11 protein-coding genes are annotated in these 12344 nt (G+C 66.4%); 3 read left to right on the top strand and 8 right to left on the bottom strand.

Annotation, left to right across the window (positions count from 1 at the left end):
* Positions 1-59: 59 nt before the first annotated feature.
* From lldP to HDC96_RS03455, 3 genes are all read right to left on the bottom strand, one after another.
* Positions 60-1718 carry an L-lactate permease gene (gene lldP / locus HDC96_RS03465; protein WP_179458749.1) on the bottom strand — a complete coding sequence of 553 codons (1659 nt, stop codon included), beginning with the start codon at positions 1716-1718 and terminating at the stop codon, positions 60-62.
* Positions 1719-1905: 187 nt separating this feature from the next.
* Entirely contained in the window at positions 1906-2337 is a 432-nt protein-coding gene (locus HDC96_RS03460; RefSeq protein WP_179458748.1) for a VOC family protein, read from the bottom strand.
* Entirely contained in the window at positions 2334-2792 is a 459-nt protein-coding gene (locus HDC96_RS03455; RefSeq protein ID WP_179458747.1) for an MgtC/SapB family protein, read from the bottom strand. Before HDC96_RS03455 ends, HDC96_RS03460 begins: the two co-directional genes overlap by 4 nt.
* A 268-nt stretch (positions 2793-3060) precedes the next feature.
* On the opposite strand from HDC96_RS03455, the gene HDC96_RS03450 reads away from it, so the two are divergent.
* Positions 3061-3480, top strand: coding sequence for a hypothetical protein (locus HDC96_RS03450; protein ID WP_179458746.1), 420 nt, complete (start codon positions 3061-3063; stop codon positions 3478-3480).
* A 50-nt stretch (positions 3481-3530) separates the two neighbouring features.
* Here HDC96_RS03450 and HDC96_RS03445 read toward each other — a convergent pair whose 3' ends face one another.
* Positions 3531-4289 carry an SDR family NAD(P)-dependent oxidoreductase gene (locus HDC96_RS03445; protein ID WP_179458745.1) on the bottom strand — a complete coding sequence of 253 codons (759 nt, stop codon included), beginning with the start codon at positions 4287-4289 and terminating at the stop codon, positions 3531-3533.
* A 208-nt stretch (positions 4290-4497) separates the two neighbouring features.
* Between HDC96_RS03445 and HDC96_RS03440 the strand changes: the two genes are divergently transcribed.
* Positions 4498-5592 carry an alkene reductase gene (locus HDC96_RS03440; protein WP_179458744.1) on the top strand — a complete coding sequence of 365 codons (1095 nt, stop codon included), beginning with the start codon at positions 4498-4500 and terminating at the stop codon, positions 5590-5592.
* Between the two features lie 11 nt (positions 5593-5603).
* Here the strand turns inward: HDC96_RS03440 and HDC96_RS03435 are convergent, their stop codons facing one another.
* From HDC96_RS03435 to HDC96_RS03420, 4 genes are all read right to left on the bottom strand, one after another.
* On the bottom strand, positions 5604-7475 hold the full coding sequence (locus tag HDC96_RS03435; protein WP_179458743.1) for a hypothetical protein: 1872 nt from the start codon (positions 7473-7475) through the stop codon (positions 5604-5606).
* Between the two features lie 123 nt (positions 7476-7598).
* Positions 7599-9494 carry a CocE/NonD family hydrolase gene (locus tag HDC96_RS03430; protein ID WP_179458742.1) on the bottom strand — a complete coding sequence of 632 codons (1896 nt, stop codon included), beginning with the start codon at positions 9492-9494 and terminating at the stop codon, positions 7599-7601.
* 98 nt (positions 9495-9592) lie between these two features.
* Complete coding sequence (locus HDC96_RS03425) at positions 9593-9988, bottom strand: DUF4440 domain-containing protein (protein ID WP_179458741.1); 396 nt, start codon at positions 9986-9988, stop codon at positions 9593-9595.
* On the bottom strand, positions 9985-11340 hold the full coding sequence (locus HDC96_RS03420) for an MFS transporter (protein ID WP_179458740.1): 1356 nt from the start codon (positions 11338-11340) through the stop codon (positions 9985-9987). Before HDC96_RS03420 ends, HDC96_RS03425 begins: the two co-directional genes overlap by 4 nt.
* Positions 11341-11447: 107 nt before the next feature.
* Here HDC96_RS03420 and HDC96_RS03415 point away from each other — a divergent pair, with 107 nt between their 5' ends.
* Positions 11448-12344, top strand: coding sequence for a LysR family transcriptional regulator (locus tag HDC96_RS03415; RefSeq protein WP_038687945.1), 897 nt, complete (start codon positions 11448-11450; stop codon positions 12342-12344).

The raw sequence follows: 12344 nt of genomic DNA, 5'->3' as shown, positions 1-12344 counted from the left end.
TGTCGCCCGCGTGGCGGGCGATGGGGTCGATGCCGGTGGCCGGGATGCCGCGCATGGGCTCAGGGAATCATCCAGGTGAGCCAGTAGGCCTGCACTGTGGTGATGATGCCGACCATCACGGTGAAGATCAGGCTGTGCTTGACCGTGAAGCGGAACAGGTCGGACTCCTTGCCAGCCAGGCCGACCGCCGCGCAGGCAATCGCGATCGACTGCGGCGAGATCATCTTGCCGGTCACGCCACCGGTGGTATTGGCCGCGACCAGCAGCACCTCGGACACGCCGATCTGCTGGGCCGTGGTCGCCTGCAGCGCCGAGAACAGCGCATTGGACGAGGTATCCGAACCGGTCAGGAACACGCCCAGCCAGCCCAGGAACGGCGAGAAGAACGTGAACGCCTTGCCGGTATGCGCCAGGGCCAGTGCCAGCGTCGCCGACAGCCCGGAGTAGTTGGCGATGAAGGCAAAGGCCAGCACCATGCCGATCGAGTAGATCGGAACCTTGAGCTCGTTGGCGGTTTCGCCCAACGTGCGCAGCGCCGCGGCCGGGCGCATCTTCAGCAGCACGATCGCGATCACCGCGCCGAGCATGATCGCGGTGCCGGTGGCCGAGACCGCATCGAACTTGTACACCGCCTCGTAACCGGTTGGCACCGGCACGATCGGCGGCATTTTCTGCACGAGTTGATCCAGCGACGGCACCGGAATCTTCAGCACCCAGTGTTCCAGCGCGCCGCCGGCGGCGAACAGCGCCTTGAACGGCTTGACGCTCCAGATCGTGACCATCGCGGTCAGGATCAGGAACGGCGACCACGCCTTGACGATCTGGCCGGCGGAATAGCGCGGGGCTTCACGTGCCTGGGCAGCCGCCTCGGCGCTGGTTTCGGTATCGAAGCGGAAGATCCGCACCGGTGTCCACCTGCGCAGGAACAGGGTCAGGCACACCAGCGAGGTCAGCGAGGCGGTGATGTCCGGCAGCTCCGGACCGATGAAGTTGGAGGTCAGGTATTGCGCAATGGCAAACGAGCCGCCGGCCACCAGCACCGCCGGCCAGGTTTCCTTGACACCGCGCCAGCCATCCATGATCGCCATGATCCAGAACAGCACAATAATGGTCAGGAACGGCAGCTGGCGGCCGGCCATCTGACCGATCTCGAAGGCGTCCAGTCCGGTGACCTGCCCGGCCACGATGATCGGAATGCCCATCGCGCCGAACGCCACCGGCGCCGTGTTGACGATCAGGCACAGCCCCGCGGCATACAGCGGCTTGAAGCCCAGCCCGACCAGCAGTGCGGCGGTGATCGCCACCGGGGCACCGAAGCCGGCCGCCCCTTCCAGGAACGCGCCGAACGCAAACCCGACCATCAGCATCTGCAGGCGCTGGTCTTCGGTGACCGAGAGGATCGAAGCGCGGATGATGTCGAACTGACCGGTCTTGACCGAGACCTTGTACAGGAACACGGCGCCCAGAATGATCCAGGCAATCGGCCACAAGCCGTACACGAAGCCATAGCCCGCCGCCGCGAACGCCTGCGACAGCGGCATCTGGTAGAACAGCAGCGCCACCGCCAGCGCGATGGCCACGGTGATCGTGCCGGCAAGCCAGCCTTTCATGCGCAACACAGCCAGCGCGACGAAGAAGAAGGCGATCGGCAGCAGCGCGATCAGGCTGGACAGCCAGAGGTTGCCAGCGGGGTCATACAGTTGTTGCCAGGCCTGCATCGGCGGATCTCATCAAGACGGACAGGGGTCCGCGCGGTCAGCACCGCGCGAGCCGGGAACGCTCAACAGGCTTTATTGGTATGACCAATAATAAAAAGGCCCGTTGAAACTGCCCGCATTGAAACGCCAAACGCAGGGCAAGCCTATTAGACCATAGGTCTAGGCTCGCCGATTGGTAGTACCATTATCAGCCGCAGTCACGGGAGCGCCCCTTGAGCTCGACCGAATTGCCGTCGGGGTCGCGCAGGCGCAGCGACAGCCCATCGCCCTCTGCGCCGTAGTTGCGCTCGGCCGGGCCGGTCACCTCCACCTGGTGCCCCTGCAGATGCAGCCGCACCTGTTCGGCATCGAACGGCTCCACGCGCAGGCAGACATGCTCGACATTGCGCCCTTCCCGCCCTGGCGCCGCGCCACCTTTCAGCCCCAATGGGCCGTCGACACTGATCAGATCGATCAGCGACTCACCGGCGTGCAGATGCACCATGCCCAGCGAGGGCCGCTCACGCGCAACCGTGCAGCCGAGGACGTCGCAGTAGAAACGCACGGCACGCGGCAGATCCTGCACGCGCAGCACCACGTGATCGATGCGTTGGATCTCGAAGGGACGTTCGCTGCTCATGACGACTCCAGTTTCTTGGCGATACGGCTGAACACCACCAGCACGATCAGGCACAGCACACTGACACCTATAGCGATCACGTACTCGCCGATGCCGACCGCGATACCGATCGCGGCGGCCATGATCAGCGAACTCGCCGTGGTCAGGCCGCTGACCTGATCGCCGCGCGACCCCCGCAGGATCGTGCCGGCCGCAACAAAGCCGACGCAGGCCACCACGGCTTCGATCAGACGCACCGGGTCGACCTGCAGGAGGTCGCGGTAGCGCTCTTCCTGGAAGTGCTCGGCGATGCTGTCGCCCAGGCCCACGATGAGGGCCGCCGCCCCCGCGATGAGCATGTGCGTGCGCAGACCGGCGGCGTGCTTGCCCATCTCGCGCTCGATGCCGAGCGTGGCGCCCAGCAGCATGGCCACGGCGATCCGCAGCAGGATCGATAGATCTTGTTCCAGTCCCATTCAACGCACCCTCAACTGTTCGCACCAGATTTGCGCTGTGGACGTAGCAATGTCGTGAAGAGCGATGTGACGCGCACGTGTACGCAATGCGCTCCAGTTGAGCAGGTAACAGGAAACCGCCATGAGGCAAGGAAAATCAAGGCACTACCGATAAAGGCCCTTTCTCTTGCGGACAGCAGCCCTTGCGCTCGTACAAGGTCTGGTTGAACCTTGCCGGATGCATCCCACGCGCCCCTCTCGCCTTATCACCAACCCGGGTCCTCCATCAGTGCGCTTCGAGGTTCTTCGGCTGGCAGAAGGCCCCCTGCACCCTTTCGAATTGGGTGATTTCCGGCTGACGGTCAACGGCCGTTCAATCGACTCATCAGCATCGCCCCGATTGGCCCACATGATCCATCTCTCTCTTTGCGACTTGATCGAAGGGCTGTTGCGCATGGCTGACGGCATCGACGCGTTCGCCCTGAATGGTGCGGATTCCTCTTTCCGATTGGATGTTCGGCGCCGTCGATACGGGGTGTCGGTCTTCGACGAAAAGACCCGACTCGACGACACGCCCCTGGCCAGTCTGATTGAAGCCGTGCGTCAAGGATTGGAGGCGCATTTTCGCGATGCGCCGATCGAAGACCGCGAGGCGCCTGTAATCGATGAACTACTTCGCTTGCGGCAAGCACTGAACAGACTTGACTAGATATGGCCATGCCCGGGGATTCCTTCCCAGGCATGGGGCTACAGGTGGGCTTACTGCGCCAGGTAACCGCCATCGATGGCGTAGTACGTGCCGGTCGCAAAACCCGCATCGGCGCTGGCCAGCCAGGCCACCAGCGCGGCGACTTCTTCCGGCTTGCCCAGGCGTCCCAGCGCATGCTTGCTTTCCAGCGCCTGCTTCACCTTCGGGTCCATCTTGTCCAGCAGCGGCGTGGCAATGAAGCCGGGGCCGACCGCGTTGATGCGGATGCTGTCCGCCGCGTGCTCCCATGCGGCCGTCTGGGTCAATCCGACCACGCCGTGCTTGGCCGCGACATAGGCCGCTGAATTGTTGAACCCCACCTGGCCGAGGATGGAGGCCATGTTGATGATGCTGCCGCCCTTGCCCGCGCTGCGCATCGCCTGGATCTGCGCGCGTTGGCACAGGAACACGCTGGTGAGATTGACGTCGATGACGTTCTTCCAGCCCTCCACGGGATAGTCGCCACTGGTGGCCGACGGCCCGCCGATGCCGGCGTTGTTCACCGCGATGTCCAGGCCGCCAAGCTCCTGCACCGTCCGCGTCACCGCGGCCTCCACCGCCTGCGCGTCGGTGACGTTCAACGCGATGCCGATCGACTTCACGCCTTTCCGGCGCAGCGCCTCGGCTGTCTTTTCGACAGCGTCGGCCTTGAGATCCCAGACCGCCACCGCCGCGCCGGAATCGGCCAGCAGTTCGGCCACGGCCAAGCCGATGCCCGAGACGCCGCCGGTGACGATGGCGACCTTTCCCTTGAGCTGATAATCAATCATCACGTTGTTCCTCGTGTTGGAAAAAGGCTGCGGGCGATGCCTGCCCATGCCTCGACCATACGCCGCGAAAACGTTACAGAACGTGCACAGCGTGCTCCGCAACAATCCTTCCCATCGCTGCAACGCACCCGGGCCTATGCTCGGGGTCGTACGTCCACCTCCTTTCTTTCATCCGCCGATGGCGGCAGCCCTCTCCCAAGGTAAACCCATGACAGAGTCCAGTGACGGCCAGTTGTTCTCCCCCACCCGTCTGGGGGCCATCGACGTCGCCAACCGCGTCGCGATGGCACCGCTGACGCGCAACCGCGCGATCCACGACCGCATCCCCAATCCGCTTGCGATCCAGTATTACGAGCAGCGCGCCAGCGCCGGCCTGATCATCGCCGAGGCCACCCAGATCAGCCCGATGGGCCAGGGCTACCTCGACACGCCGGGCATCTACAGCCAGGCGCAGATCGACGCCTGGAAAGAGGTCACCGATGCGGTGCATGCACGCGGCGGCAAGATCGTGCTGCAGTTGTGGCATGTCGGCCGCATCTCGCACACCAGCCTGTTGCCCGAGGGTGAGGTCCCGGTAGCGCCGAGTGCACTGCGTGCCAACACCAAGACATTCACCGCGAAAGGGTTTGAAGATGTCTCCGAACCGCGCGCCCTGCGCCTGGAGGAAATTCCCGGCCTGATCCAGGACTTCCGGCAGGCCGCGCGCAACGCGATCACCGCCGGCTTCGACGGCGTGGAAGTACATGCCGCCAACGGCTACCTCATCGACCAGTTCCTCCGCGATGGCAGCAACCAGCGCACCGACGAATACGGTGGCAGCATCGAGAACCGCACCCGCCTGCTCGATGAAGTGGTCCGCGCGATCGCCTCGGAAATTGGTGCCGAACGTACCGGTGTGCGCCTGTCGCCGGTAACCCCGGCCAACGATGCCGCCGACTCCAATCCGCAGCCGCTGTTCGAGCGTGCCGTCGAACGCCTGGATGCCATCGGCCCGCTTGCTTTCATCCATGTGATCGAAGGGGCGACCGGCGGCCCGCGCGACAACATCGCCTTCGACTATGCCGCCCTGCGCGCCAAGTTCACCGGTGCGTGGATCGCCAACAACGGCTATGACCAGGCACGCGCGGAAGCAGCGGTGGCGTCCGGCTATGCGGACATGATCGCCTTCGGTCGGCCGTATATCGCCAACCCGGACCTGGTCGAGCGCTTCCGTCTGGGCGTGGCGTTGTCCGATCTGGACCAGGACACGCTGTACGGCGGCGGTGCGCACGGCTACACCGATTACCCCAGCGTTTCCGGCTGATCCGCGCGCCGTTACCGGACGCGCATCGCATCGGTCACATCGCCGCCGGCAAGCACCGGCAGCAGCGCCCGGGGCAGCTTGCAGGGGCGCGTGGGCACACTGTCCACGCGCCACCCGCGCCCGAGCAGGACGCCCTTCCCCTTCGAGGGTGGGCCATTGCCGAGTGCTGGACAGCTGATGTCACTGAGCAGGACCTGTCCGTTGCGATCCAGCCATTGCTGGACGAAGTACTCGCCATCGGCAAAGCGCATCGTCCCGAGATTCAACTGCGTCAGCGGCTGGCTTTCCACATCGCCCTGCCAGGTAGACTGCAGTTCCACGCCACTGAACAGCAGGCGTCGCCGCAGCAATACCTGATGGTTGGCATCCAGCAGGGCCAGCTCCTCATCGCCCCCTTCCAGGGAGCGGCGCGTCCAGGTGCGGTCCGTGCCCCAGGGCAGGATGTCGGTGCTTGTCGGCGGCACCGGTTCGCTGCCATCGGCCAGCATCATGCCCAGGCGTCCGTCCCGGCGGAACACCACGCGGTCAGCATCCATGCGCACCACGCCGTCGAACGGACGCCCCACGATGCGGCCACGCGCGAGGTTGTACAGGCGGTTGACACCGGCGGCCTGCTCCCAGAGCAGCAGCAACGGCGGGGTAACGTGCCCATTGTCGATGGCCATGCCGGCAGGCACCGTGTAGGCCGTGCGGCCATCCCACCACAGCCGGGGTGAGGGTTCGTCGCCAAACCTTCCCAGCAATCCGCTGCCAACGGCATCGAACCGGGTCACGCCTGAGGGCGCGAAGATCACCTTGCCATCGCAGTCCAGTACCGCTGCGGTCTCGGCATCGGTGGGATGGCGCACGCGCCATGGCGGTGCCTGCCGCTGTTCGGCATCGGGTTCGTCGAGCACCACGGCCAGCGCGGCCGGGGCGGCGGCGGGCGGGTGGGCGCCCTCCTTGTCCAACACCTGCCAGCGGCCACCACAGTAGTCCAGACGGACGTTGCCACGCTGTGCGGCAAAGTGTCCGTCGGCCATCAGCCAGCCGGGCTCGGGCGTGTCGTCGGGGCTGCCGGTGGCATGCCGATGGACCTGCTCGGGCCAGTCGCGCCGCCCTGCGGTGCCGCCGTATTGTCGGTAACGGGGATACAGACCATCCTGCTGGTAGCGCGCGATGTCGGTCGCCCTGCCCTGTGCATCCACGCGCCGCCACAGCTCGCCCTGACGCAGCCACCAGCCACCGTCGCTGACCGGCAGCAGTGCGTCGATGTCATCGGAGAACAGCGTCGTGCCGTCTTCATCCAGCACGTTGCAGTGCTCAGGCACCTGGACACTGCAGGCCACATACACAGGGCGGCCGGCGAACGGTCCGGCGACCCACTGGAACTGGCGCTCGTCCAGTTCCATGACCGGGTGCCCGTGCAGGTCATGGAAGCGAAGCGGACCACGTTGGGGATTCCACAGCACGCGATCGGGCACCGCCAACGGCACCCACTCGCCATCTTTGAGTGCAGGCAGCCGCACCTGGCCCAGCGCATCGACCACGCCCCAACCGCCGGTGGGGTCTCCGTCCGGTTTGATGAACGCCTTCCACAACGGATCACCGGGGACGGCCTGGCGCAGCACGAACCGTTCCTGGTACTCGGTGTAGCCGCGGTCCTCGCGCAGCAGCCGGCCTGCATCGTCATACCACTGTTGCGGCGTTGACGGGTCCTGCGCGCGCATCCAACGGTCGGCGGACAGGCGCTGCATGCGCGCACCATTGGGCGGTACCAGCAGGCGGCCATCGACGGACACCAGCGCCTCGGCGCCGAAGCTGTTGCCCAGCACGGTGAACGACTGCGCCTGCGCGCCGCCTGCCAGCGACACCAGCGCGGCTACCACGAACATCCTTTTCATCGGTCACATCAGGGAAAGCGGAGCTGCACGCTACCGCCTGTCCAGGGACGATGCAATGCAACCGGCGCGAGACCGCACGCGGCGTGCCATCGCAGCCGCGTGGCAAAGCAACGCCGTGTCCGCTCAGTACACCGGCAACGAAATGAAGCTGGCCTGCTGCGGGGCGTGCCAGATCTGCTGCGTCGCCTTCTGGTAGTCACCCGGCTTGGCCAGGTAGATGTTCGGCACGAACGTCTGCGGATTGCGGTCATACAACGGGAACAGGCTGGACTGCACCTGCACCATGACCCGATGACCCGGCTGGAACACATGGTTCGCGGTCGGCAGACCGAACTTGTAGTCCAGCACCTGATTGCTCGCGATCGCCTTCGGGTCGCTGAAGCTCTCGCGGTACCGGCCACGGAAGATCGCCATCGAGACCGACAGCTCGTACCCGCCCATCTCGGGCGTCGACGGCGTCTGGTCCGGATACACATCGATCAGTTTCACTACCCAATCGCTGTCGCTGCCGCTCGTCGCCGCCTGCAGATTGACCTGCGGCGCGCCACCGATCCGCAGCGGTTCGGTCAAGGGCTCACTGACGAAGGTCAGCACGTCCGGCCGACCGTCCACGAAGCGCTGATCCTTCACCAGCCAGCTGGTCCACATATCGCGGTCGGCGAACCGCACCGGGCGCGGCACAAACGGCACCGGCTTGGCCGGATCGGACACATACGCCTCGAACGTGGCCTCCCCCGCCTGCGGTGCCTCGAAGGACAGCTTGCCGCCCGCGCGCAGGTACAGCGGCCTGGACTGGGCCACGCTGCGCGGCCACTGCTGCAGCTTGTCCCAGTGGTTCTCGCCGGTGTTGTAGATCAGCACCGGCGGCGTCTGCGCCTTGGGCGCGCCATCGACCAGGTACTGATCGAAGAACGGCTTGAGCACATCGCGGCGGAACTGCAGTGCGGTATCGCCGTCGAACTTCAACGGCCCCAGACTGCTGCCGTCATAGTTGACCTGGCTGTGCCGCCACGGGCCCATCACCAGATAGTTCAGCGTGTTGCCGGTGTCGCGCGGTTCCATCGCCGCATAGCTGTGCACCGCGCCCCACATGTCCTCCTGGTCCCACAGGCCCTGCAGCCACATCGTGGGCACCTTCAGTTCGGTCTTGGCCATGCGCGCGTCCAGCGCCTGCTCCTGCCAGAACGCGTCGTAGCCCGGATGCTCGATCAGCTTGTGCCACCACGGCAGCTGGTCCAGCCCGTTGGCCTTGGCGTAGTCGCCCGCCGAGCCGGCGCGCAGGAAGGTCGTGTAATCGTCGTAGCCCACGCTGGGGATCGACGGCCCCTTGCCGCGCTTGGCCAGCTGCCCGGTGAAATAGCCGAAATTGACCTGCCGGAACGCGCCGTAGTTGAGCCAGTCGTCGCCCATCCAGCCATCGATCATCGGGCTCTGCGGCGCGGCGACCTTCAACGCCGGGTGCGGGTTGGTCAGCGCCATCACCACGGTGAAACCTTCATACGACGAGCCCAGCATGCCGACCTTGCCGTTGCTCTCGGGCACGTGCTTGACCAGCCAGTCGATGGTGTCCCATGCGTCGGTGGCGTGGTCGACCCTGGTGTTGTTGAGCGGCCCGCGCAGCGGCCGGGTCATTACGTAATCGCCCTCGGAGCCGTACTTGCCGCGGATGTCCTGGAACACCCGGATGTAACCGCCATCGACGAACACCTCGTCGCCCTGCGGCAGGATGTCGCGCATGTTCGGCGAATCCATGCGCTTGGCGCGGTTGGCGGCATCGTAAGGCGTGCGGGTCAGCAGGATCGGCGCGTTCCTGGCGCCCTTGGGCACCACGATCACCGTGTAGAGTTTCGTTCCGTCACGCATCGGCACCATCACCACGCGCTTGTCGTAGTTGTCCTGGGCCGTGGGCGTCACGAAGCCCTTGGCGGGAATGTCCGGGGTCATCGGCGAGGTCTGCGCCGACACACTGGCCGCAACCATCAGACTCAACAGCGCAACTGGCAATACACGCACACGCATGGGGCTCTCCCGGCAACGATGGCAACGCCCGCAGCCTAGCGCCGCGGGCGCTGCCCGGGTAGATGCCGATCGGCCTGTTCCGCGGCCATTTCGCGCATTCAGCTGCCAACCACCGTTTCATGCAAAGCCTGCCAGGCCAGCGTGCCGTCAGCGCTGTCCACCAGGATGGCCAGCGCTTCGCGGCGATGGCCCGCGCCACCCGCCTCGCGCTGGTCTTCGCGGTAGCGCACCGCGCAGGCATTGGCACCCAACGGCAGATACTGCAACGCATCGACGGTGATCTGCAGGCCTGGCCGGCTGCCATGGGCCGATCCGAAGAAGCCTGCCAGCGCGGGCTTGTCCAGGCGCACGCCACGGATACCGACCATGCTGAAGTCGTCGTTGAAACGGGCGAGCAGCGTGTCCAGCGCAGCCACCGGCGCGCGGCCGGTGAACCAGTCTTCGATCAGCACATGCAGGTCATGGATTTCGGTGAAGGCACGCGTGTCATTCATGGGGAGGTTCTCAGGGAAAGGGAAGACGCCGGCAGGCGCCACAACAACAGGATCGGCAGCAGGCTCATGCCGGCCGCCAGCACCAGGGTGAGCGTGAATGCCTGTGCCGGCAGGACGGCGGAGAGCAGCGCCAGGACGCAGGCCAGCAGTGCGGCGGCCAGGCAGAAGCTGAGCTGGCGGTTGAGGTTCCACAGCGCGCTGCCCGGCAGCAGCTCCGCATCCGCCAGGCCCTGGAAGGCGAGCGTCTGCGCACTGCTGCTGCACAGACTTCCACCCAGGCCCATCAGCGCGAATGCCAGCACCGGCAACCACGGGTGGCCGGCCTGCACGCCGATCAGCAGCGCGATGCCGAGCGCTTGGCATCCCATGCCGAAGCTCAGGAGTGGGCGCGCCCCGATGCGTGGCAGCCAGTGCCGGGTGGTGGCGATCGCGCAGGCCGAGGCGATCGCCCACGGCACCATGAAGCCACCGATGGCGGCGGCCCCGTAGCCTTGCCGATGCAGGAGCAGCGTCGCCACCAGCTGGGTGCCGATGAAGGTGCCCGGCACCAGCAGATAGACCAGCATCGCCACCCGCAGTGAGGGATGCCGCAGCAGCGACCACTGCAGCACCGGGTGCTCGGTCCGACGCGCACTGCGGGCGTACAGGAACAGCACCACGGCGGCGGCAACCAGCAGCCCGGCGCCTACCCGCCGCTGGCCCGGCTCGGCGATCAGGCTCAGCGCGACCAGCAGCACGCTCAGCCCCATCGAGCCCAGCAGCAGGCCGCGCCGGTCCAGCGCTGACGCGGACAGCGGCGCACCCGGACGCACCCAGCAGGCGGCCAGCACCAGGCCCACCACGGCCAGCGGCACACTGACCAGCAACACGCCCCGCCACGAGCCCCACTCCACCAGCACGCCCCCCAGGGTCGGCGACAGCGCCGGCACCAGCAGCGCGACGGCCATGATCCGGGCGGTCAGGCGCGCGCGGTCGGCCGGTGGGCATTCGCGGTAGGCCATCGCCTGCCCGACCGGAATCAACAGGCCCCCACCCAGCCCCTGCAGCAGGCGCCAGCCGATCAGCCACGCGATGCTGGGGGCGGTGCCCGCCAGCACCGCGCCCAGGGTGAACAGCGCCAGCGACACGCACAGCAGCCGCCGCTCACCCAGGCGTGCCGCGAGCCAGCTGCCGAGCGGAATGACCAGGGTCAGGCCGAGCATGTAGGCGTTGCCGATCCACGCCAGCTGCGGCACGGAGGCCTGCAGGTCAGTCGCGATGGACGGATAGGCGACGGTGCCGATGAACATGTTCACCAGGTCCAGCGAGAATCCCAGCAGGTACAACGTTTCCACTCTCGCCCGGTAGGTCATGCGGCACTCCAGTTGCGAGGCGGCAGCATGCGCGCTGGGCGACGCTGGATAAACCGAACATCCAATGCAAGACTGTCAAGCCATTTTTGACACAAGAGGCGTGCGCGATGGTCAGCCTGGACCGCTTCGAGACCTTCAAGGCCGTGGTCGATGCCGGCAGCCTCACCGCGGCCGCGCAGCGCCTGGGCCAGAGCAAGGCGGTGGTGAGCTTCAATCTGAAGCGGCTGGAGCAGGAACTGGGCGTGACCCTGCTGGTGCGCAATACCCGCAGCCTGGCGCTGACCGAGGCCGGCGAGCGCTTCCACCAGCACTGCGTGGCGATGCTGGCCACCGCCGAACGGGCCATCGAAGAGGCGCGCAGCGAGCAGCTGCAGTTGCGTGGCACGCTGCGCCTGACCACCACGCCCGAATATGCGGCCGCCAAGGTGGTGCCGCTGCTGGAGGGGTTCCGTGCCCTGCACCCGCAGCTGCGGCTGCACCTGTCGACCACACCTGCGCATGCCGACCTGATTCCCGAGCGGTTCGACCTGGCCATCCGGTTGGGGCGCATGGCCGATTCCGAGCTGCGCGCCACCCTGCTCGATGAGCACGCGTTGTGCGCGGTGGCCGCGCCGTCTGTGTTGTCGGGCTTGCCCGATGATGCCGCGCGTGACGACCCGGACTGGGTGCGTACGCTGCCACGGCTGGGCTATCCGCGTTTGGCGGACCTGCCGTTGATCGCCCCTGATGGCAGCGACCAGATGTTTGCCAGCAACCCCGCCGATGCGGTGGTCACGGTGGACAATGCGTCCACGTTGCGTGCCTTCGCGCTGGCCGGGGCCGGCGCCACGGTGCTGCCGCAGTGGTTGATCGCCGAGGACCTGGCGGCAGGTCGGCTGCTGCCGATCCTGCGCGGGCACCGCTTTCCGCGCCAGGGCGTGTATGCGGTGTTTCCCAACACCGCACACCCTTCGCGTCGGGTGCAGCTGTTGCTGGCGCACCTGCGCCAGCACCTGCCCGGTTGA

The sequence above is a fragment of the Stenotrophomonas sp. JAI102 genome, from assembly GCF_013409105.1.
GTDB lineage: Bacteria > Pseudomonadota > Gammaproteobacteria > Xanthomonadales > Xanthomonadaceae > Stenotrophomonas > Stenotrophomonas maltophilia_AA.
The sequence above is the reverse complement of the archived record's forward strand: the minus strand, read 5'-3'. Positions and strand labels throughout refer to the sequence as shown.

Coding starts and splice junctions, on each gene's coding strand:
- lldP (WP_179458749.1), bottom strand. CDS start 1,718: ATGCAGGCCTGGCAACAACTGTATGACCCCGCTGGCAACCTCTGGCTG.
- HDC96_RS03460 (WP_179458748.1), bottom strand. CDS start 2,337: ATGAGCAGCGAACGTCCCTTCGAGATCCAACGCATCGATCACGTGGTG.
- HDC96_RS03455 (WP_179458747.1), bottom strand. CDS start 2,792: ATGGGACTGGAACAAGATCTATCGATCCTGCTGCGGATCGCCGTGGCC.
- HDC96_RS03445 (WP_179458745.1), bottom strand. CDS start 4,289: ATGATTGATTATCAGCTCAAGGGAAAGGTCGCCATCGTCACCGGCGGC.
- HDC96_RS03440 (WP_179458744.1), top strand. CDS start 4,498: ATGACAGAGTCCAGTGACGGCCAGTTGTTCTCCCCCACCCGTCTGGGG.
- HDC96_RS03435 (WP_179458743.1), bottom strand. CDS start 7,475: ATGAAAAGGATGTTCGTGGTAGCCGCGCTGGTGTCGCTGGCAGGCGGC.
- HDC96_RS03430 (WP_179458742.1), bottom strand. CDS start 9,494: ATGCGTGTGCGTGTATTGCCAGTTGCGCTGTTGAGTCTGATGGTTGCG.
- HDC96_RS03425 (WP_179458741.1), bottom strand. CDS start 9,988: ATGAATGACACGCGTGCCTTCACCGAAATCCATGACCTGCATGTGCTG.
- HDC96_RS03420 (WP_179458740.1), bottom strand. CDS start 11,340: ATGACCTACCGGGCGAGAGTGGAAACGTTGTACCTGCTGGGATTCTCG.
- HDC96_RS03415 (WP_038687945.1), top strand. CDS start 11,448: ATGGTCAGCCTGGACCGCTTCGAGACCTTCAAGGCCGTGGTCGATGCC.